This window comes from Pseudomonas sp. GW821-FHT01E05 (assembly GCF_059422425.1).
The window spans coordinates 449,105-468,365 of sequence record NZ_JBWKWW010000006.1; the positions used below are offsets into that span (position 1 = coordinate 449,105).

General features: G+C 54.6%; 21 protein-coding genes and 2 pseudogenes. 12 read left to right on the forward strand and 11 right to left on the reverse strand.

What is annotated here, in order from left to right; translation table 11 throughout:
- The first annotated feature begins 140 nt into the window (after positions 1–140).
- The 3 genes and pseudogenes from AC07W5_RS16365 to AC07W5_RS16375 form a co-directional block, all read left to right on the forward strand.
- Complete coding sequence (locus AC07W5_RS16365; RefSeq protein ID WP_495023801.1) at positions 141–614, forward strand: hypothetical protein; 474 nt, start codon at positions 141–143, stop codon at positions 612–614.
- 98 nt (positions 615–712) lie between these two features.
- Entirely contained in the window at positions 713–2,215 is a 1,503-nt protein-coding gene (locus AC07W5_RS16370; RefSeq protein WP_495023802.1) for an aldehyde dehydrogenase family protein, read from the forward strand.
- Between the two features lie 44 nt (positions 2,216–2,259).
- Positions 2,260–2,385 (forward strand): annotated as a pseudogene (locus AC07W5_RS16375) (lytic transglycosylase domain-containing protein); the annotation flags it as partial.
- A 565-nt stretch (positions 2,386–2,950) separates the two neighbouring features.
- Here AC07W5_RS16375 and AC07W5_RS16380 read toward each other — a convergent pair.
- Complete coding sequence (locus AC07W5_RS16380) at positions 2,951–3,412, reverse strand: alpha/beta hydrolase (RefSeq protein ID WP_495023803.1); 462 nt, start codon at positions 3,410–3,412, stop codon at positions 2,951–2,953.
- 417 nt (positions 3,413–3,829) lie between these two features.
- Positions 3,830–4,792, reverse strand: coding sequence for an AraC family transcriptional regulator (locus AC07W5_RS16385; protein ID WP_495023804.1), 963 nt, complete (start codon positions 4,790–4,792; stop codon positions 3,830–3,832).
- 112 nt (positions 4,793–4,904) lie between these two features.
- On the opposite strand from AC07W5_RS16385, the gene AC07W5_RS16390 reads away from it, so the two are divergent.
- A complete protein-coding gene (locus AC07W5_RS16390) occupies positions 4,905–5,270 on the forward strand; it encodes a nuclear transport factor 2 family protein (protein WP_495023805.1) in 366 nt (121 codons plus the stop codon).
- Between the two features lie 408 nt (positions 5,271–5,678).
- Here AC07W5_RS16390 and AC07W5_RS16395 read toward each other — a convergent pair whose 3' ends face one another.
- The 3 genes from AC07W5_RS16395 to AC07W5_RS16405 form a co-directional block, all read right to left on the reverse strand.
- Positions 5,679–9,425 carry a response regulator gene (locus AC07W5_RS16395; RefSeq protein WP_495023806.1) on the reverse strand — a complete coding sequence of 1,249 codons (3,747 nt, stop codon included), beginning with the start codon at positions 9,423–9,425 and terminating at the stop codon, positions 5,679–5,681.
- A 164-nt stretch (positions 9,426–9,589) separates the two neighbouring features.
- Positions 9,590–10,522, reverse strand: a complete 933-nt coding sequence (locus AC07W5_RS16400) for a GGDEF domain-containing response regulator (RefSeq protein ID WP_495023807.1) — start codon at positions 10,520–10,522, stop codon at positions 9,590–9,592.
- A 285-nt stretch (positions 10,523–10,807) separates the two neighbouring features.
- Positions 10,808–10,912, reverse strand: coding sequence for an alcohol dehydrogenase catalytic domain-containing protein (locus AC07W5_RS16405; RefSeq protein ID WP_495012320.1), 105 nt, complete (start codon positions 10,910–10,912; stop codon positions 10,808–10,810).
- 57 nt (positions 10,913–10,969) lie between these two features.
- Between AC07W5_RS16405 and AC07W5_RS16410 the strand changes: the two genes are divergently transcribed.
- The 3 genes from AC07W5_RS16410 (at position 10,970) to AC07W5_RS16420 (ending at position 13,514) form a co-directional block, all read left to right on the forward strand.
- Complete coding sequence (locus AC07W5_RS16410) at positions 10,970–11,578, forward strand: trimeric intracellular cation channel family protein (RefSeq protein ID WP_495023808.1); 609 nt, start codon at positions 10,970–10,972, stop codon at positions 11,576–11,578.
- Positions 11,579–12,182: 604 nt separating this feature from the next.
- On the forward strand, positions 12,183–13,049 hold the full coding sequence (locus tag AC07W5_RS16415) for a patatin-like phospholipase family protein (protein ID WP_494991624.1): 867 nt from the start codon (positions 12,183–12,185) through the stop codon (positions 13,047–13,049).
- 255 nt (positions 13,050–13,304) lie between these two features.
- A complete protein-coding gene (locus AC07W5_RS16420) occupies positions 13,305–13,514 on the forward strand; it encodes a hypothetical protein (protein WP_495023809.1) in 210 nt (69 codons plus the stop codon).
- Positions 13,515–13,726: 212 nt separating this feature from the next.
- Here the strand turns inward: AC07W5_RS16420 and AC07W5_RS16425 are convergent, their stop codons facing one another.
- Positions 13,727–13,942: a hypothetical protein gene (locus AC07W5_RS16425; protein ID WP_494991632.1), complete on the reverse strand. Its 216-nt coding sequence runs from the start codon at positions 13,940–13,942 to the stop codon at positions 13,727–13,729.
- Between the two features lie 489 nt (positions 13,943–14,431).
- Between AC07W5_RS16425 and AC07W5_RS16430 the strand changes: the two genes are divergently transcribed.
- Together AC07W5_RS16430 and AC07W5_RS16435 are read left to right on the forward strand one after the other, a co-directional pair.
- Positions 14,432–14,971, forward strand: coding sequence for a kinase inhibitor (locus tag AC07W5_RS16430; protein WP_495023810.1), 540 nt, complete (start codon positions 14,432–14,434; stop codon positions 14,969–14,971).
- Positions 14,972–14,976: 5 nt separating this feature from the next.
- Positions 14,977–15,798, forward strand: a complete 822-nt coding sequence (locus AC07W5_RS16435; RefSeq protein ID WP_495023811.1) for a helix-turn-helix transcriptional regulator — start codon at positions 14,977–14,979, stop codon at positions 15,796–15,798.
- 363 nt (positions 15,799–16,161) lie between these two features.
- Here the strand turns inward: AC07W5_RS16435 and AC07W5_RS16440 are convergent, their stop codons facing one another.
- Both AC07W5_RS16440 and AC07W5_RS16445 read right to left on the reverse strand, forming a co-directional pair.
- Positions 16,162–16,458, reverse strand: coding sequence for an alpha/beta hydrolase (locus AC07W5_RS16440; RefSeq protein WP_495023812.1), 297 nt, complete (start codon positions 16,456–16,458; stop codon positions 16,162–16,164).
- A complete protein-coding gene (locus tag AC07W5_RS16445; protein ID WP_495023813.1) occupies positions 16,397–16,819 on the reverse strand; it encodes an RBBP9/YdeN family alpha/beta hydrolase in 423 nt (140 codons plus the stop codon). Before AC07W5_RS16445 ends, AC07W5_RS16440 begins: the two co-directional genes overlap by 62 nt.
- Here AC07W5_RS16445 and AC07W5_RS16450 point away from each other — a divergent pair.
- The 3 genes and pseudogenes from AC07W5_RS16450 to AC07W5_RS16460 all read left to right on the forward strand — a co-directional run.
- Positions 16,703–17,248: a MerR family transcriptional regulator gene (locus AC07W5_RS16450; RefSeq protein WP_495023814.1), complete on the forward strand. Its 546-nt coding sequence runs from the start codon at positions 16,703–16,705 to the stop codon at positions 17,246–17,248. The two genes, AC07W5_RS16445 and AC07W5_RS16450, sit on opposite strands and share 117 nt — an antisense overlap.
- A gap of 106 nt (positions 17,249–17,354) precedes the next feature.
- Entirely contained in the window at positions 17,355–17,645 is a 291-nt protein-coding gene (locus AC07W5_RS16455) for a transposase (RefSeq protein ID WP_495023815.1), read from the forward strand.
- A pseudogene (locus AC07W5_RS16460) lies at positions 17,621–17,725 on the forward strand (transposase domain-containing protein); the annotation flags it as partial. The gene AC07W5_RS16455 and the pseudogene AC07W5_RS16460, both read left to right, overlap by 25 nt.
- 180 nt (positions 17,726–17,905) lie before the next feature.
- Here AC07W5_RS16460 and AC07W5_RS16465 read toward each other — a convergent pair.
- Genes AC07W5_RS16465 through AC07W5_RS16475 form a run of 3 tightly spaced genes read right to left on the reverse strand, consistent with a single transcriptional unit; the run spans position 17,906 to position 19,219 of the window.
- Positions 17,906–18,214 carry a hypothetical protein gene (locus AC07W5_RS16465; protein ID WP_494991637.1) on the reverse strand — a complete coding sequence of 103 codons (309 nt, stop codon included), beginning with the start codon at positions 18,212–18,214 and terminating at the stop codon, positions 17,906–17,908.
- 44 nt (positions 18,215–18,258) lie between these two features.
- Positions 18,259–18,972 (reverse strand): helix-turn-helix transcriptional regulator, encoded by a 714-nt coding sequence (locus tag AC07W5_RS16470; protein WP_494991638.1) that lies wholly within the window; start codon positions 18,970–18,972, stop codon positions 18,259–18,261.
- Positions 18,965–19,219, reverse strand: coding sequence for a helix-hairpin-helix domain-containing protein (locus tag AC07W5_RS16475; RefSeq protein ID WP_495023816.1), 255 nt, complete (start codon positions 19,217–19,219; stop codon positions 18,965–18,967). Before AC07W5_RS16475 ends, AC07W5_RS16470 begins: the two co-directional genes overlap by 8 nt.
- Positions 19,220–19,261 lie beyond the last annotated feature (42 nt).

Consider the following 19,261-nt stretch of genomic DNA (forward strand, 5'->3'; position numbering starts at 1 on the left):
ATTCTCTGCAAGGTCGCACAACACATGGGCGCCGAATGTCGTTATAGGGGAGAAAAACGAAGCTTCAATGCACGCAAAATTGGGGCGCATAGTTTCAGGACCGACGCCTTGTTCTGATGCGTGCTGGATCTGTGCGTGACATGAGCCGCTCTAGATTCGCTAGCCAGCGCTCCCATCAATTGGGGCAGCAAAAAGCCGCATTCGTATTCGGTAAGGGCCATGGCTGGAGTATCCAACCAAGGGTTACCGTCGCAGGAATGAGCGACATCAATCATGTGGGGACTCCCTGGATGGACACTGCATTAACCCGAAATGGGTCAACTGCTTCTGCGTTCAGTCTCACCATGTATGGGCAATTAGAGAACCTGCAGGGATGTCATGACTTAATTGTGCTGAGTGAAATAATCCAGCGAGGCGTTGTTCTGAACATACTGATCAGGCTTGGCGTCAGCGTCTTATGCGAGGTCATTGATAGTCTCAAAATTCCAAGTCTCCAAAACACCTCCTGGTTCGAGTGCACCGTTGGTTTAGTGGAGGCATCGCAATGTACTGAAAAGCATCTGGTGTCCTTTGAGATGCATGAAGTTAAAATGGAGAATCTTCTGGACACATAGCCAACAGTGTCCTTGGAAAAAAATCAGCTCTCTGCCGAGCTACGGATAAACCCGATCGGTCCCCTTCCCGGCCGTCCACACCATGGTGAAACCGCTTTATGTCTCTTGCGCTCGAACGTCTAGTCGCTGGCACGCCAATCCCTTTCGCGGGTAATCGTGTCTCTGTGGTCAGCCCCGAACTGGCGGCACGCTTCCAGCCCGGAGACCACCTGCTGGTGGAACAGGTCAGCGGCGAGTTGTTGTTGATCCCGGTGGCGGATCAGCAAACGGCTGCCGTGGCGATCGAGCGCGCCGAAGCGGCGTTCAGCGCCCTGTCGGCGGTCTCGGATCAGGCGATCAGCGGGTTCTTCGATCTGTTTGCCCAACGTCTGGAAACCCCCGATTGCTGGGCCTTGATCGAGGCGGCGAACCTGGCCGACATCCAGCGAGCCAAGGCGCGTGGGCGCTCTACCACACGACTGTTGGCCGATGAGCGCATGCGTCGGGACATGATTACCGGTCTGCGTGCCTGGCGCGATGCACCGGCCACCCGTGGCAAAGTGGTCAGTTGCGTCGAGCATGACGGCTGGAAAGTCGAGCAAGTGGTCTCGCCGTTGGGCATCGTCGCTTTCGTCTTCGAAGGCCGGCCGAATGTCTTCGCCGATGCCGCCGGTGTGTTGCGCACCGGTAACACCGCAGTGCTGCGCATTGGCAGCGATGCCTTGGGCACGGCGCAAGCCATTGTCACCCACGCGTTGAATCCGGCATTGGTCGATGCCGGGTTGCCAGCCGGCGCAGTGTCGCTGGTGGAAAGCGTCAATCACGCCGCCGGTTGGGCGATGTTCGCCGACCGACGTCTGTCCCTAGCTGTGGCCCGTGGTTCGGGACGTGCCGTCAGTCAGTTGGGCAGCATCGCGCAGCAGGCCGGCACCGCCGTCAGCCTGCACGGCACCGGTGGCGCCTGGCTGATCGCCAATGCCGACGCCGATGCCACGCGCTTTGCCGCTGTGGTGCGCAACTCCCTGGACCGCAAGGTCTGCAACACCCTGAACGTGTGCCTGATCCACCGCGACCGCGCCACCGAACTGGTGCCGCTGTTTCTACAGGCCTTGAAACAGGCTGGAGCCGCACGGGACGAAGGTTGCAAGTTGCACATCGTTGAGGGCAGCGAGTCGTACCTGCCTTACGATTGGAGGACTGCGAAGGTCGACGTCTGCCGCGCCGAAGGTTATCAGACCGAAGCCTTGGCCGAGCCGCTGCCCGAAGATCAATTGGGGCGCGAGTGGGAATGGGAAGAAACCCCGGAAGTCAGCCTGAAAATCGTCGACGACCTGGACAACGCCATCGCCTTGTTCAACCGCTACAGCCCGCAGTTCACCGTGTCGCTGATCAGTGAAGATGGCGCGGCGCATGAGCGCTTCTACAACGCGGTCAACGCGCCTTTTGTCGGCAACGGCATTACCCGTTGGGTCGATGGCCAGTACGCCCTCAACAAGCCGGAACTGGGCCTGTCGAACTGGGAGAGCGGGCGCCTGTTTGCGCGTAGCGCGATTCTCTCGGGCGATGGTGTGTTCACTATTCGCAGCCGCATGACCCAGATCGATCTGGGCGTCAAACGCTAAGTCCCTCCTTCCAGCGACCATCCGACTATGAGGTCGCTGGAAGGTTGGCAGGCTACAACGTTGGCGAAGCGTCCGTGGTCGAGTACAACGGGGTACCTCCCTACGCTGAGACGCAATCCTACGTCACCCTCGTGCAGTCCTTGGCCGAACGCTATCGCAACCATCGTTAGTAACGTAGGGCGCATAACCCGGAATATGTAATACGCCACCCTCTCCACGGCGGATAACGCTTGCGAGTTATCCGCCCTACGAAAGCAATCAGATTGCGCGCTCGATCAATACGCCAGGCGGGGAATGGCTCTACCGATCTTCCACGCTCACCGGTAGCTATCCACCCAGAGCGGTTGTAAAGCGCATCAAGGTCTATCACAGTGGAGTTGCCCAAGTGCGTGCCGGTTCCTCACCGGCCGGGTAAGCCTGCAAACAGCCCAGATTTTTCGCGATTCCGCTGCGTGCTTCCAGCTCGCGAAGCCACTGAACTGCTGATCGTGTCGCACGGCAGGTAGAGGCGAAAAACAAGTTAATAGTAAGCCAGAGGGAGTTGGGCAGCGCCAGGCGAAGTTTCAAAAAGCCTCTAACTAACTAATGCTAAAGAGGCGGATTGGAAGTCAAAACATGGGGCACCGATGACCCGCGCTCTGATCTCGCTTGTCGACTCATCTTGCGGCGCTTCGCTCTGAAGCGTCGTCAGGTCAGCTCCCAATATCCTTCCTCTTTTTTCGAGATCCCCGCCCGTTAGTCTGGCTTGTGGCGATGCCTCACAATGTAAAAAAGATCCCGAAAAATTTTCGATACCTCGGCGACGTAGCTATGCCCCAACCCAAACATGTCTCTGCCCGCGCTCGATACGTCGATAGTCGAAAGGTGATCCATGACTAATGGAGGATTGGCGCCGCCTGCTATGGGATAGCTATGAACAAACTGCGAAGCCGCAATCGCTCGATCATGGCGGGAGGCGTAAAGAGTCACTTGCTCATACAAATTGAAGACACGTCCAAATTGCTTGAATCGTTTGGCATCGACATCTGGAGCTGCGAGGATAATCTGACTGATTGGTGTCGCACCAGGTTTGTTCTCCCAGTCTTCGAGCACTTCCAACAGTGCCCGGTTGCCCATGTGTTGGCGCTGATTGAAAACTGACCCACCCTGCCAATTGAAAATTGACCCAGGGCGGATTGCTGATTTTTGTCCCAGCAATTGTGGATAAGCTTAGCAGTAGTGTCCTGGTTGAAGACGCATCGGGCCCGACCGCATGCAGGCATGCGGCAGGGTGTTTATGGTGCAGATCAAAACGGTTCATCGTCCTCGATACCATCTTCGTCCTTGCGCTTTCGTTCATCCGCCGGATTTTTCCCAAGATTTCCATGCTGATCACCCTGTGTTCTCCTGCTCGGAAAGTGAGCAGAAGCAGTTGAACACCTGGGTCAGTTTTCAGTCGGCAGAACAGCCTCTACTGGGTCAGTTTTGGGGCAGCGGCAACAGCACTGCCATCCTAGAGTGTGAAGGAGGCACTGCAGCAACCCACAAACACCAATTTAGGAGGCACCGAATGACGACATTTCCGACTGGATCTCATCTGATTGTCGGCCGAGGCGCATACACCCATCACGGTGTCTACGTTGGCAGGGATCGCGTCGCAACCGACCCAGGCTCGCGCTGACCTGCGGGTGCTTGATTCTGTTGTGCTCGGCGGTACTGGATCGGTGAAACTCCTCGCGCCAACTTGAAGGCACGACTGAACGAAAATTCCGACCTATAGCCAACTTGCGAGGCGATCTCGCCAAGTCGCAGCTCGGTCTCCTCCAACAGTTGCGCGGCAATTCCCATGCGCCAACGCGTCAGATATTGGTGTGGTGGCTCGCCCACCAAGGCGCAGAAGTTACGGGCAAAAGCAGCACGCGACAAGCGAGCTTCTTTGGCGAGTTCCTCCAAGGTCCATGCATGGTCAGGTGCTTCGTGTATGCGCGCGAGAACCCGTGTCATCTGCGGCGATCGCAAAGCTGAAAACCAGTCGTTTGCCGCTGGAGAAGCCGCATCGGCCCAACTACGCATGAAGTAAACGAACAGGGACGAGAGCAGGTTACGCACCACGATATGGTTGCCGAAGTTCGGTGTCTCCACTTCGTGACGTAGCATGCGCAGTGTATCGCTCAGCGACGAACTGCCAGGCTCCATTCCGGCGCGCAACGACACCGACTGCGGTAACGCCCGCAGTGCTGGAAGCGCCAGGTGCTGATCCACGTTGAATTGACCGCAAATCAGCGTGGTGGCCTTTGGACCGCTGTCGAGGACGCCATCGCGCAGGGCGAGGAAGGATTCGAGCGGCATGACTCGGCCGCGCTTCGAATACACAACTTCATGCGCATGGCCACGCGGGAACATGACCATTTCACCAGCCTGCAGCTCGATGGTTGCCGCGTCTGCTTGGCGGACGAAGGCCCGTCCCTCCGCGACGAAATGAAACATTACGGCTTCGCAAGCTTGCACCGCAAACCCCCATGGCCCCGCCACGCGGGTGCGCGCCAGCACCAAGCCATCGGCTCGAACCGCTTTCAACCAACCATTCAATGCGTCCATCGCGTCATATTAGCAGAATGAGACGAATTGGTATGTGTTAGCGAGTTTTAGACATGGTTCATCTCCTTCGCGACTGATGAAATACAGATCACATCAACCAAAAGGTGAAACCATGAATAGAGATCGCATTCAGGCAGCAATCGACACCATCTACGCGCGTGTCTTCAACCAGGGCGAGTCCGAAATGCTGGCAGGTCTAGTTGCTGGTCCGTATATCCAGCACAACCCGCTGTTTCCGGATGGCACCGATTTCATCGCCGGTTACATCAAGCAGGTTGGGAAAGTGGCGTGCGAAGTTAAGCGTATTGCGATCGACGGCGACCTGGCTTTCATCCACGTGCGCTACCTGGACTGGGGCGGCAAGGAAACCGCAGGCGTGGACATCTTCCGCTTCGATGCCGATGGAAAGATCGTGGAACACTGGGACGTGCTGCAGCCGGTGCCGGAAACGGCCAACAACACGAACACGATGTTCTGAGTGGGGATATGGCGGTGGCGAAGGCCAATCCATATGCGGATGACCTTGAACGCAACGCCTCCAATTTCGTTGCTTTCGTTGCCTTGTCACCGCTGTTTTTTATCGAACGCACGGCACTGGTGTAGGGCCGGTGAGGCAGAGTCGATAGCGTTCTGTCGCCCGCAGCGGGCGAGCTTCGAGCTGCCCAAGCGCGCGTCGTACTCGGCGGGCGACCGAAGATTTCTGCTGCGCGAGTGCGCGCGCTCGCCTGCAACCATCGCATGACCACAAAAAGTCCCCTCACAGGGATATTGCATGCAACCCGAGGAACACGTCATGACTAAATCGATAAACTCAGACGACATGAAGTTCATCGAAGTCGATGGTTTGAAAATCCGCTTTCAACGTAGCGAAATAAATGCGGTTTCATTAGATCATTACAGACTGAATGCACGCCGATGCTGTTTGAAAATCCAGCCGCTCCATTGCCGCGTCCAACTCCTTAGCCAGATCGTAACCGAGCTGTAATAGAAGCGACGACCGCAAAGCGCTGTAGAGCTCACAGGCATCCAAACTCTGTTGCTGGAGCAATAGGTAAAACTCAGTTATTTGGGATGGATCCCAGTTAGCAGAAGCATTCTCATTCGTTTCAGATACTCCCTGTTGTGCAATCCAATGTTTAGCAGCCGTCAGCGTTTCCTCCAGATCCAGCGTGATCACACCAAACAATGCGTCGGCGCGCGTCCTGTCGTTATCGTTAATGGCCAATTCGATTTGTAGAGATGTTTCTGCAAAACGCCTGGCTCCTAACGTACCGAGGGTTCCCCGCAGTGTGTGGAACAGGCTCGCCGCATCGCGGCTCCGCCCTTCTTGCCATGCGATACGCGCTTTAGTGATGGGAGCGACGCCGTCCTCTACAGTCCTTTTGATCAATGTAATGAGGGTGTCAAAATAGGTTTTGTCGTTCTTGGCGACGGCGAGTAACGGCCCAACATCGAATGCCGAAAGGTCGTCAATCGAAGGTGCTAAAGTCATTGTTTTTGGCGTCTTTGATGCGTGGCTGATAGTCGGCACATGTTGGCGGATGGTGCTCAGCATCTGCTTGACGTCAATGGGTTTGGCGATAAAACCATCCATACCAGCGGTTACACACTGCTCACGCTCAGACTCAAATACCCCCGCAGTCATGGCTAATATCGGCAATGTCAGTTGCAACTCATTGCGGATAACTCGGGTGGCGGAAAAACCATCCATGACTGGCATTTGCACATCCATTAGCACTACTTGATAACGCTGCGGATCGGCACGCAATCTATCGACAGCCTGCTGACCATCGCCGGCGACCTCCACAATCGCGCCAGCTTGTTCCAGTATGTTCGTTGCCACGAACTGATTCAGGGGATTGTCCTCCACCAGCAGTAGGAGCACGCCATCCAATTGCAGACTTGAAGATAAGCTCTCGCTTTTGAATTGGACGGACACCTGGGGATCTATTCGCGCTGCCAGCGCTTGATGCAGCGTATCGAACAGATTTGAACTGGTAACGGGCTTGATCAAGACTGCATCGATCTCCGCCGACGAAGGCTCTTGCATGAGCTTACCCTGATCAAATGCATTGACCATTATGATAATCGGCTGCGTATACGTAGGCAGTATCCTCCGGATCCCCTGCATGGTTTCGAGCCCATTCAAGCCCGGCATCTGCCAGTCTACTATCACCGCGTCATAGAGCTCACCACGCCGTTCAAGCACGCGCACCTGCTCTACCGCCTGCTCGCCTGACGCCACCCCGTCGGCTTGCCAGTTCCAACCAAAAATCGTTTTGCACAAATACTCACGACTGGTCACGTTGTCATCGACAACCAAAATGCGTAAGTCACCCAAGGTATTTTGTGGATGTTGTATGTGTTCAATGGAGCTTTTTTGTCGAAGTGGAATAGTTACCTGGAACTCACTGCCGACGCCGACGGAACTCTCCATCGTGATGGTTCCCGCCATTAAGGAAACCAAACGCTTCGAAATAGCCAGCCCAAGGCCAGTGCCGCCAAAGCGACGGGTGATGGAGGTATCTGCCTGGGAAAACGGTGAAAATAAACGCGCTTGTTGTTCGTTCGTCATACCAATGCCGGTATCACGCACCCGGAAGCACATGTTGACGATGTCCTCTTCGCTCCCCACCCGCTGCACGAGCACAACAACTTCCCCACGCTCAGTGAACTTAATAGCGTTACCCACCAGGTTGACCAGCACTTGCTGTAACCGTAGTGCATCACCGATAAAAGCTTGCGGTACATCCGGCTCGACGCCGATCACCAACTCCAAATCCTTGTTGACGGCATTGATGGACATAATGGTCGCTAGTGCGTTGAGTACATCGCACAACTGGAACGGAATGGGGACAATCTCTAAGTGACCGGCCTCAATTTTGGAAAAATCCAGAATGTCATTCAAAATTTCAAGCAAGGACTCCCCAGCACCTCGCAGCATTTGCAGGTATTTATTTTGGTCGGTGGATAAAGACGTATTCGCCAGAAGGTGCGTTATGCCCAACACGGCATTCATCGGCGTGCGAATTTCATGACTCATATTGGCAACAAACTCACTCTTCGCTTGACTGGCGACTTCAGCACGATCCTTGGCGATCAGTAACTGGGCAGTACGCTCAGCGACCTGCTGCTCTAGATTGGCGTTCAGCGAGAGAATCCGAGACTCGTTGGCCTTTTCTTGGCTGATATCACGAATTGTTTGCGCAACGGCTGTCACTTTACCGTCAGCCTCACGGACGGGTGAAACAGCGATAGAGACGTCCACGGTCGTACCATCGCGTCGGCGTCGTGTTGTAGCAAAATGGGGGACTGCTTCTCCGCGCTCAATGGCTGCCGTCAGGCGCACCTGTTCCGCTATCAGCTCCGGCGAGCCAATCAACTTTGCTAACGAGCGGCCCACTGCTTCGTCTTCACTGTAGCCAAACATGCGCTCTGAGGCCTCGTTCCAACTGAGCACAAAGCCTTGCGGTGTTGTACCAACGATGGCATCGCTAGAGCTGGCGACAATGGCAGCAAGGCGGCTTTGCTCCATCATTACTTGCAACTGACGTCGCGTACTGACTCCATACAGGTAAAGAAAGCCGGCAGCGATGCCGGAAATGACCAGCATCGTAAACAGGGTGATCTGTCTCGAACTGGCCACACTTTCGATGACCGCGGTGTCGCTGACAGCAATAAATACTGTCAGGTGGCGCTCCGAACCCTCACCGCTCAGCATCTCGTCATGCCGCACAACATGCAGCAAACTTCCCGCCTGGCTTCTCCAATTTTGGACAGGGCCTTTCTCGCCAGGAGCAGACTGGCTCACAGCCTTAAATTCATCCTCCCATCGATAGCGCTTACCCAGATCAAAACCAAAGGCGCGAGCTGAGTCGGGGTGCAGCAGAAAGTCCCCTTCCTGATTGACGATGTAAGCAGAATAGTTATCAGGCAACCGCTCTCCCACCTGGGACAATATGGCGTTGCTGTCGATATTGAGTACCACGATACCGAATAGGCTGCCGTCGTCGGCATAGATGGGGGTTGCCACCCGTACCGTTGGTACGATGGGTAGTTCCAGCTTGCCACGCTCACGATTGAGGTTGAAGTCTGAGGTATAAACCTGCCCTTGGCGCAGTTTACCGGTGGCTTGGAAATAATCGCGGTCGCCCTTGAACTGCAACTGATCGGCGGGAGTCACCAACACAGCTCCAGCCTTGTGTTCAACACGCACCAACTCCTTGCCATTATTCGCTACGCCAATCAGCCTTGCCTGCAAGTAGTGCGGGTTGGTTTCGAGGTATGCGCTGTAGAGTTGTTCGAGCCGGTGTGTCCAAACCTCATAGCTGTCGCTTTCTTTGGCGTCAATACCTCCGGCAAGGGAAGCACGAACCATTCCCGACACCGCAGGAACCTTGGATAGAAACAAAACATCGTTGTGCAAGTCTGCAATCCGATGTTGCAACTGCCCAAAGCGCACTTTGGCAATTCTGACCACTTCTGCATCAAGTTCCGAGGTGGCTTTTTGCCGAGTCCGATAGTCAGAGACCAGTACCACCAATGTGGTTGTCAGGCATAACACAAACAGCAGGCAAGGCCATACAAACCACACGTCTGCAAAAAAAATGGACGTTCTCTTCTTGGTCTGCAAGCTGCTGCTCCTTGGTTAACCATCAAGCAAAGCACTTTCTAGGTATATCTCTAAGCCCGTCACTGGATACCCAAGGGGCCATTGCACTAAGCCCGCCCCGTAGAATGTAGCTCAGCCAGATACGAAGCTATTGCCGCTGACGACTACCCGCCAGCGTTTTCGAATCACTTCGGCGTACTCATCACCGCACGATTTCGCCCAGCTGACTTTGCTTGGTATAGCGCCTGGTCAGTTGCTGCAATCAGTTGCTGCATAGAATCGCTCTGATTAGGCACAATGGAGGCTAAACCAGCACTGATCGTAACGCTGCTGGCGGTTGCTGAGGACTGATGTTCGAGGTTTAAACTACGAACCTGTTTACAGACCCACTCCCCGTGCTTTTGTAGATCATATGTTCCCGTGTGCGGCAGGATGACCACGAACTCTTCACCGCCATAGCGTGCGACGACTTCACCTGGTCGTCTCGTGGTAGCACCAATGGCAGCCGACACACGCTTCAAGCACTCATCGCCACCCTGATGACCATAATGATCGTTGTAAGCCTTGAAGTGATCGATATCGATAAGCATTAGGCCTAAAGGCATTTTCTGCCGTCGGTGCCGCTCGAACTCTAATGCGAGTGTTTCATCAAAAAAGCGTCGATTATATAGCCCCGTTAGACCATCCCGATTCGCCAGTTGAAGCAAGAAATGATTGTGCTGTTGCAGTCGAAGGTGCGTCTGAACACGTGCGCGCACGACCGGAGGATTGAACGGTTTAGTGATGTAATCCACTGCACCAGAAGCCAACGCTGCGACTTCACTGTCCACCCCCGTATGTGCCGTAATAACAATGACAGCACAGCCAGAGGTGCTTGGGTCTCCTTTCAGCGCCGCGCAGACTTCATAGCCACTCATACCGGGCATTTCCACATCGAGCAGGATCAGTTGCGGTTTTCGCTCATGGGCCAGACGAATACCGGTTTCGCCGCTGGTGGCGAACAGTATTTGGCCTTGATCTTTGAGCATGCCGCTCAACAGACGAATCGTATCGACGCTGTCGTCAACAATCAGTATCAGGTTCTGCTCGGCAAAAAGATCTGACATCGATTCATCCATATCGTAATCATCGTTTGCCGTAATGGCGTCACGCCCCCTTCATCATGTAGGCAGTGCCATTGCCATCAACACGTCTTCCGCCGACGTGGTGTATGGGGTCACTGCAAGGCTATCGTTAAGAAGCAGCGCTTGCCGCGATTCACAGTTCCAACGAATTTACTGATACTGGGGGAAGCCGTCGATGTCGCAGAAGAGCTGCGTTGTACCGATAAGCAGCAGTTCCCCTCCCTTCCCAAAAATCTATCAGCCCAGTCTGCTGCACTAGCCTAGTACAAAAAAACACGCTTAGGCGACGCGATCCCCTACTCGCACATTGCTGACACCTGCACCAACAGCGGCGACATGCCCCGCGCCTTCCAGCCCAGGTGCCCGAAAAAGCGATTTCCCCATCTTGGGCTACTGTCTCAACATAGTTGGGCGATTGGTAACCCGATAAAGGAACACAGGATGCTTTATTTTCAGGAAATGCTAGGCATTGCCGTATTTTCAATAACCGGTGTGCTGGCTATCCAAAAAGCCGATGTCGATTTGTTCGGTGCTGTGGTGCTCGGCATCATCACCGCTATTGGTGGTGGCACCCTACGAGATCTGCTGCTGGGTCTACCGATCTTCTGGATTGCCGATTTCAATTACATTTGGGCCGCCTTTTTTGCTGCGCTGTTGGCGTTTTTTCTGACTAAAAGATTACAACGACGTTATCGCCTGCTGCTCTATCTCGATGGTTTGGCCGCTGCACTGTTCGGCCTGGCTGCTACTGAGAAAGTATTGGCATTCCACCTTGCCGCGCCTTTGGCGGTGATGATGGGCGTGCTGACCAGCATTGGAGGCGGTATAGCACGCGATGTCCTGGCCGGAAGAGTCTCATTGTTGATGTCACGTGAGATATATGCCACGCCAATCTTGCTGGGATGCACCCTGTATGTTGTGTTGCGCAACATATTCCCGTCGGTCTGGATCGCCGGTTGGATTGCTTTGATTTTCACCTTCGGCCTGAGGTTTTTGGCCATTTACAGGCATCTTCAAATGCCAGCGATTTTCTCTACCAAGCAGGGATAATTCGTCCGGGGTGACGGCCGTGTCGGATCTATTGAAACCTGGCAGCGCTGTGGCACTGATCCAGTTGAGCTATACGCTCCATTGCAGCTTGCCGTCAGCGCTTGGGAAATGAGAGTCACGACGCGCTGTCATAAATTGTCGCAGCTCAGTCCTGCATAATTATTGAAATCATGGAGTCAGACCGGTACTCCTGGAACACAATCTTCAGCAGGGAACGCACCATGCAACCAAGATTCAAGGTGATCGAGACCACCAGACTGGACGATGGCAGTAAGCAATACAGGGTCGTTGATCTCGTCGAAGGAGGCTCGGCTAGCAAGCATGGCGTGTTCAAGGTCAGGACGGAGGCAGACGCTGTTTGTTCGCGGCTGAATGCCGAGCAACCACGTCAGAATGATGTAGGTCGTGCGTCCCTAAGCCTATGATCCACCCGTTTCGAAACGCCAAGCGCCAAATGGTTACGCATTGATCCCGGCTCCATTGGGATTCGGTATCGTCCGGAACTCCAAGCTTGCGACGTCTCGATCATGTGGCGAGCCCCCGGAAGTAACGCCGAGCCACCAGCTACACTAATTCGATACATTTCTGCACAGAGACTTCGACCATGGCGACCAATACCGCAATCGTATTCGCTGGCGGCGGCAGCTTGGGTGCTGTCCAAGTGGGTATGTTGCGGGCCTTGGTCGAGGCCAACGTTCGATGCGACATGGTGGTGGGCGCTTCGGTGGGCGCCATCAACGGTGCCTATTTTGCCGCAAGACCCGATTCCGAAGGCGTCGAGGCGCTCGCCAATTTCTGGCGGGGCCTACGTAAAACGGACATCTTTCCCCTGTCCTGGCTCGATACCTGTAGAGGACTGATCAAACGGCGTGGTTTTCTGTTGCAGCCGGCGGCCTTGAATCGACTGCTGGATCAGGCACTGCCCATTCATCGCATTGAGGATGCGGCGCTGCCCCTACACATCGTCACCACCGACCTGCTCAGTGGTGCCGAGACGGTTCTGTCCAGTGGCGAACTTGAGCAGGCGTTACTGGCCAGCGCTGCCATCCCGTTGGTGTTCCCCTGCGTACAAATCGCCGATCAGTTCCTGGTTGACGGCGGCGTGGCAAGCAATACACCTATTTCGACTGCCGTAGCCTTGGGAGCCACCAACGTCGTGGTAATTCCCACCGGGGTGAGTTGCGCCCTAACACAACCGCCCCGAGGCCTGGTCGCCTTAGCCCTGCACACCGTCAATCTGATGAGCATGCGCCAACTGGTGAGCGACATCGAACACTTCCGCACTCTCACCAGCCTGCACATCGTCCCGCCCTTGTGCCCTGTGGATGTCTCGGTGTTCAACTTTGACCAGACCGAGTCTTTGCTGCAGCGTGCCTATGAGCAGACCCTCCGGTGGCTGGAACGTGGGGGGCTCGAACGCACCAAGGTACCTGGTGCCCTGACCATCCATTCACATGCCCATGAGCATTGAGTGATGTGAATTACCTATAAAAGAGGCCCTCAACACTCAGTGCAATGTTGCGAGAGTATCTGGAGAGGTTGAGCATGCCCCACTTCGATGTTGACCTATGCCGAGTGTCCCGTGAGCACTACATCATCGGGAAAGCCGCGATCAATTTCCAGCCTGGTTGGGTCACGCGGACTCAAGATTGTGCTCCGCCCTTCTGAAAGCGTCCCACCTCATTTTTCCTCCTGCTACGCTGACCTCTTCCGCGGAGGAATCACAATGTCGAATGCAGACCTGCTCCCTTCCCCGCTATTTAAAATCAATCAAAACCAACTCGCCCTTGAGGCTGCCATCATGGAGCTTACGAATCGGGTCGAGCAACGCGGATCAGGTGACGTCGCCGACAATGTGCGCGGGGCTCTGGCCGCTATCGACCGAAACGAAGAGTTCATCAACATGACGCTCGCGGTGCTGATGACACCTGAGTGATCTGGTCGTCCTTTTCACCATTGATGATACGAGTCACTCGAATAGGTGAATCAATCGAGGCTTAATGGAGGTTGCAGATGTTTCAAGCAGCGCTGCGTTACAGGCAGCTGGAAGTGTCGTCGCCCCCGCACTACCTGGATTTAGATAAAGCTGCTCATCGCGCCACTCAATGCGTGGCTTAGGTGGACGAGCTTAGAAGTGGAGGATGCGGGTCACGCGAGTTTGATGGCTCCGCCCTGGATATCCTCCCGCGCCATTCGCAAGTCATTGGCGTCTTGGTTGAGCCGATGAATGAGATTAAGCAATCGTTGCCGCAACACCTCATCTTGGAGCTGCTCGGCAGCACGCATCACATCAAGCGCCGCTGCCTCATTGTTAGTGGCAACGGCGTCGAGCAGTTTGCGCATACTTCTTGATGGCCGATTCATCTCCAACCCTCCTAGCTTTCGGTGACGCGAATCATATGGCCGGAATGTTTCGTCAGTGTTTCAGCTACTCGAGCTGGTTTTGAATCACCGGCTCTTGTCGAAGGAGGCTCGGCGAGCGTGTTCAAGGTCAGAGCTGAAGTCGCGACTGTTTGCACCGACTGAACACCGAGCATCCATAGTCAGCAGGCACGTCCGGGTCTGTAGCTTCGTACCATTGCGCCATGCTTGTAATAAACGCTCGAGTACCGTCGATGGGTAGGGGTTAGACGCAACGTTTCGCCGTTGCACATGATCAGGGAGACCTCGGCTCTCCCTAAACCCATCGAGCAAAGGGCGGCTGAGTTTGGCTTCACGCTGCAACCGGCGAATGATGTTTCCCAGTACAAACTAATCGAGCGTTTCGGCACAGCTATCGAGCATTTCGGCACAGTAACCACCCTTTGATCTACCTAGACTCGGGTTTCACTCTAAGATGCAGATGAGATCGCAATGAAAATCAGATTAATCCTGCCGGCCCTATCTATGGCAGTAGCACTCAGCGGATACGCTGCCGATTTCTCGCTGACCAGCCGGGATATTGCTGAAAACCGACCGTTGACCAATCTTGAAGTATTCCAAGGCTTCGGTTGCGAGGGGGGGAATACCTCTCCTGAGCTTTCCTGGAGTAACGCCCCTGCAGGTACTAAAAGCTACGCGATCACGGTCTACGATCCTGATGCGCCTACCGGCAGCGGCTGGTGGCATTGGACTGTGGTCAACATACCTGCTTCAACCAGCAGCTTGCCAAGAGGAGTGGGGTCGAACCTGCCTATTGGTGCAGTACAAGGGCGGACCGATTATGGTCAGTCGGGATTTGGTGGAGCTTGCCCACCAGTCGGGGATAAGCCCCATCGCTATCAATTCACCGTATGGGCATTGAAAGTAGATAAGCTACCGCTCGACGAGCAGGCCAGCGGCGCCTTGGTTGGCTACATGCTTAATGCCAATACCCTGGCCAAATCCACAATCACTTCCACTTACGGACGTTAGGAACGATGCACCCTCCTGCCAGCATCCAGCACAGAGAAAACTTCATCGAGGGTTGCGTAATCCGGGCTCGGCAGCCCCATACCTTACAAAGGGTGCCGATATTCGTTACCACCTTGTGTCGAGTGCGGCATGGAGAAAAGCTGTTGCAGTGGGACGAGCGGGAGATGCGTGCAGGACCACAACATCTATTGCTGATGCCGGCAGGGTGCGAACTGGGAATTTCCAACCTCCCCGGCCTTTACGGTCACTACATCGCCGATGCAGTGACCTTTCCCAGCTCGACACTGCGTAACTTCAGCGCTCGATATGGCCAGCAGATCATGAGTCATCGTAGTCGAGCCTTGAAGACGGACCTATGTGTCCTTCTGGATAGACATACAACACAGGCATGGGATCAGTTATTGGCCTCCATCAGTGCCAATGCCCCAGACGCATTACGCACACTCTATGGGGAGGCCGTCCTTCTGAGCTTGGGCCTTTCCGGCCTGGCCGGCCCGCTACTGATGAATCGCAACGATCCACTTTGCGAACGTGTGCAGCAGCTAGTAATGGGCAACCCAGCCAGGGAATGGACTGTTGCAAGCGTCGCACAACAGCTAAACCTTGGTGAATCGACTTTGCGTCGCCAACTGGCCAATGAAGGTGACAGCTTCAGGAACATTCTGGAAAACGTCCGACTAGCCATGGCGTTGCAATGGTTGCAAACCACGTCTCGCCCCATCGGTGAAATCGCCGCTGCCTGCGGTTACGCCTCGGCCTCACGTTTTGCAGTGCGCTTTCGCTCGCACTATGGTCTGTCGCCACGGGAATTGCGGGCGGCAATTTAAGCATTCCTGTGAGGTGTCCCCATACCTTCCTGTTGAAACAACCCCGTGGCGCGATCCCGAACGTCACCTCCACTGCGGGGTTCGTACCCAAGACCGTCATCACCAGCTACTGAGCGACGAAAGACGCGCTCTATTCCTGCGCGCAATTGTTGCGTCAACGGACTCAAGGGCATCAGCCTTCAGGTCGTCGAGATCGTTCCACCCGGTCAGCCACATTAGTTCGACGTTGAGCTGGACCTCTCGCTCTTGCTTACAACTCGACTGGATGCAGTTCAGAGTTCATAGACAAACAACGCGCATTGGGTTGGTTTCAGTGACGTAATCGTCAAGGCTCTCCGGACGCCGGATTTTATTGTGCAAGCTCTAGTGCTCGATCATCGGCAGCAGCCCCACCAGCACTTGCGGCATCCGCACGAATCCATCAGAAGCCAGAAAATGACCGCCATGCTCCACTGACGTTAAAGGCGACTTCAGCTGTATGGCGAGTGAGGCACTTAACGCGTAAGGAACTATCGGATCATCCTGGGCTGCGATCACGCGACGATTGTCGACTTTTTGTATGATTGCGTTGTAATCCACAGGGGGACTGACAAAGTCATCAAGTTGCGGGAGGGAGGGAGGGAAGCTTTGCGGAAAAGCCCGACACCAATAGCATCCCACCGATCCGGGTTCCCGCCGGCTGACGCTGTAAGTACCTGAGTAGCGCGATACAGCCAAGACTGTGCGCGACAAAAAATGTCTCACGATCCTCGCGGGTAATCGTCTGGTCGAGATAGTCTGCCCAAGCTTTCGATGACGGATGGCTCGAGTCGGGTAAAGACAGTATGTGTGCCTCGATACCTCGTTCGGCCAGGCTGTTCTGAAGCCACGCAAACCAGTGATCGTCTGCGGAGGCTGCGTAGCCATGAAGGATGTAGACAATTGGCATGAGGGGCTTGCTGGAGACAGTAGCCGGCAGACCATAGATGCAAAACACGGCGACAATGCAAGTCAGCGAAGCAGCTTTCAGGAAACTGATCATTTGGGAATACCAACTCTTTTCAGGAAACAAGACATCAGTCTGAACCCTGACAGCACTGTGAAGGTCAAGGAAAACGCGATGCGAATTAGCGAGGTGTCTCGGCTGACCGGGGCCAGCGAGCGAATGCTGCGCTATTACGAAGAACAAGCGCTGCTCTGCCCGCAACGATCAACCACCGGGTATCGGTCCTACAGCGATCAGGATTTAAGGACAGCGCACGCCATATGCCAGCTAAACCGCGCAGGGCTCAGGCTGGAAACCATTCGTATGGTGCTGCCTTGCATGATTGACGATACACCTCGTTTTCATCCATGCGCCGCAGTGCGCTCTGCTTTGCGTGACGAACTGGAAAGGTTGGAAGAGAGGCTCGAAGCCCTGATGCAAAGCCGGCGTGTTCTTGCTGCTTTCGTTGGCCAGGTAGAGAGTTAGTTTGTATCCGTCCGCCCAAGTCATCTACCCAACCCTGCAAAGCCAAGACATGGTGTGCACTTAAATTTAAGTGGGCACCAGTTCTAGCCTTTTAAGCGGGTATTTCATGCAGCCACAACGCCGTTCCTACTCCAAATCCTTCAAAGTCCAGGTCATTCAAGAGTACGACCAGCCCGGTGCCTCGATTGCCAGCGTCGCGCTGAGCCATAGCCTCAATGCGAACCTTGTCCACAAATGGATTCGGCTGCAAACGCAAAAAAGCACGGAGCTGCAACCTGCTTTTATTCCGTTACCCATGAAGCTAGCCGGAGCAAATTCGCAAGCTGCATCACCGAATATCTGCGTTGAAATCCAGCAGCCGCATGGCACTACGGGCATGATCCATATGCTTACCTGAAGGACGTCCTCACGCGCCTGCCGACGCAGCGGGCGAGTGAAATTACGGAGTTACTGCCGCATAGGTGGACGCCCGTTTAGTCACGCAAGGTGTGAGGGCGGACGATACGTTTTTTCGAAACGGTTTTACCATATAACGTCAGTTCGCAGCCCGGAACCTAGCAATAGGTGATCTGAGAACACTTACACTGGAAGTGACGACAACGATGCCTGACAGCAAAGGCATCGGTGTCGCTTGCCTGCTCTGACAGTCCGTCGGGGTCAACTCATCTCTGGAACGAGGTGGCTCATGAACGTCAGGTTTTCAATAGCGTGCATATACTCAGAGAATCTCGGATCTCCATCGTTGAACGCCTTTGCCACTTTTTGTGCGTTCTCAAGACTGTCCCACATTGCTAAGTCCGCGAAGATTCGGTCGTCGCTCATAGGGCAGTAGGCGCGGTACTCGATCAAACCAGGGAAGGTCTTTAACGTTTCACGAAGACCTGCGCGGAGCACAGGCACTTGCGCAACGCATTCCTGTTTGACCTTGAAAATGGCTAATTCGAGTACATGAGATGAGCGCTGCATAGGGATGACCTTCTGTGTGTTAGGGAGTCCCAATTATCAGTGCCTCATACTGACAGCGTAGTGTCAGTAGTGGTGATCGCTTTCCACTGGCTTGCCTGGTGCTTCATATACGCTTGGAGATCAAGGGCAGGATTGTCGGGTGATGGTTGTTGGGCAATAGCGATGGAGGCTATGCGATCGACCCGAAAATCGCGGTAAGCCGCCTTGGCACTACACCAGCTTCCAACCGTCCACTTTCCTCCCCAGTAGAAAAGGCCAAGGGGAGAAATGAGACGTTGCGAAACCACACCGTCCAAGCTGGTATAAATTATCTTCAGCGCCTGAGTGTTTTCGATGGCATTTCGAAGGGTTGCCAAATGGGCACGCGTTGAGGAAGGTGTTGCTCCAAGTGCCCTGATTTTTGCCGTGCTGGGGTCAACCTTGTGATGGACTATGGACGCTGAGATTTTGCTCAACAACATCCCCGCAGCAGCACTTAGTTCGTTATCGGCGGAAGCTGAAAGCATTTCCATCCCGAGCATCAATGCATCCAGTTCGAGCTTGTTCAACGTTAAAGGCGGCATCTCAAAATCGGCATCCAAGGCATATCCCACGCCAGCGGTACCATAGATTGGGATTCCACTGAAGGAAAGGTCGTCGATGTATCGATAGATTGAGCGAACGGAAACTCCGACTCGGCTAGCCAGTCGTTCAGCAGAGATTGGCTGATGGACACGAATCAGATTTACCAATTGAAATAAGCGATCAGCTTTACGCACCAGGTGTGCTCAACTGAGAGTCCATCGCAAGCTCAATGGCCGCGTTAATGGCGGCCCGAGCTTGGGGGCTATTCTTCCAGCAAGTCGATCCCACTGCTGCCGATGCCTGAGCCAGGATGTCACAAACATTCGCTTTGCTGAGCACAGCTAGCGAGTCAATGCCCATCTGCTCAAGGCGAGCGATAACGGCCGGCCCCACGCCCTTTAGGGCCAACAAGGCATTATGTTCCGTCAGTGGAAATGGCATCCGTAAACTCCTGTTATCGGCCAATGAGGCAACCGGAGTTTG

Bases quoted from the DNA above. Each gene is read 5' to 3' on its own strand.
- AC07W5_RS16365 (WP_495023801.1), top strand. From the start codon at position 141: ATGAGCCGCTCTAGATTCGCTAGCCAGCGCTCCCATCAATTGGGGCAG.
- AC07W5_RS16370 (WP_495023802.1), top strand. From the start codon at position 713: ATGTCTCTTGCGCTCGAACGTCTAGTCGCTGGCACGCCAATCCCTTTC.
- AC07W5_RS16385 (WP_495023804.1), bottom strand. From the start codon at position 4,792: ATGGACGCATTGAATGGTTGGTTGAAAGCGGTTCGAGCCGATGGCTTG.
- AC07W5_RS16390 (WP_495023805.1), top strand. From the start codon at position 4,905: ATGAATAGAGATCGCATTCAGGCAGCAATCGACACCATCTACGCGCGT.
- AC07W5_RS16400 (WP_495023807.1), bottom strand. From the start codon at position 10,522: ATGGATGAATCGATGTCAGATCTTTTTGCCGAGCAGAACCTGATACTG.
- AC07W5_RS16405 (WP_495012320.1), bottom strand. From the start codon at position 10,912: ATGGGGAAATCGCTTTTTCGGGCACCTGGGCTGGAAGGCGCGGGGCAT.
- AC07W5_RS16410 (WP_495023808.1), top strand. From the start codon at position 10,970: ATGCTTTATTTTCAGGAAATGCTAGGCATTGCCGTATTTTCAATAACC.
- AC07W5_RS16415 (WP_494991624.1), top strand. From the start codon at position 12,183: ATGGCGACCAATACCGCAATCGTATTCGCTGGCGGCGGCAGCTTGGGT.
- AC07W5_RS16420 (WP_495023809.1), top strand. From the start codon at position 13,305: ATGTCGAATGCAGACCTGCTCCCTTCCCCGCTATTTAAAATCAATCAA.
- AC07W5_RS16425 (WP_494991632.1), bottom strand. From the start codon at position 13,942: ATGAATCGGCCATCAAGAAGTATGCGCAAACTGCTCGACGCCGTTGCC.
- AC07W5_RS16430 (WP_495023810.1), top strand. From the start codon at position 14,432: ATGAAAATCAGATTAATCCTGCCGGCCCTATCTATGGCAGTAGCACTC.
- AC07W5_RS16435 (WP_495023811.1), top strand. From the start codon at position 14,977: ATGCACCCTCCTGCCAGCATCCAGCACAGAGAAAACTTCATCGAGGGT.
- AC07W5_RS16450 (WP_495023814.1), top strand. From the start codon at position 16,703: ATGAAGGATGTAGACAATTGGCATGAGGGGCTTGCTGGAGACAGTAGC.
- AC07W5_RS16445 (WP_495023813.1), bottom strand. From the start codon at position 16,819: ATGATCAGTTTCCTGAAAGCTGCTTCGCTGACTTGCATTGTCGCCGTG.
- AC07W5_RS16455 (WP_495023815.1), top strand. From the start codon at position 17,355: ATGCAGCCACAACGCCGTTCCTACTCCAAATCCTTCAAAGTCCAGGTC.
- AC07W5_RS16465 (WP_494991637.1), bottom strand. From the start codon at position 18,214: ATGCAGCGCTCATCTCATGTACTCGAATTAGCCATTTTCAAGGTCAAA.
- AC07W5_RS16475 (WP_495023816.1), bottom strand. From the start codon at position 19,219: ATGCCATTTCCACTGACGGAACATAATGCCTTGTTGGCCCTAAAGGGC.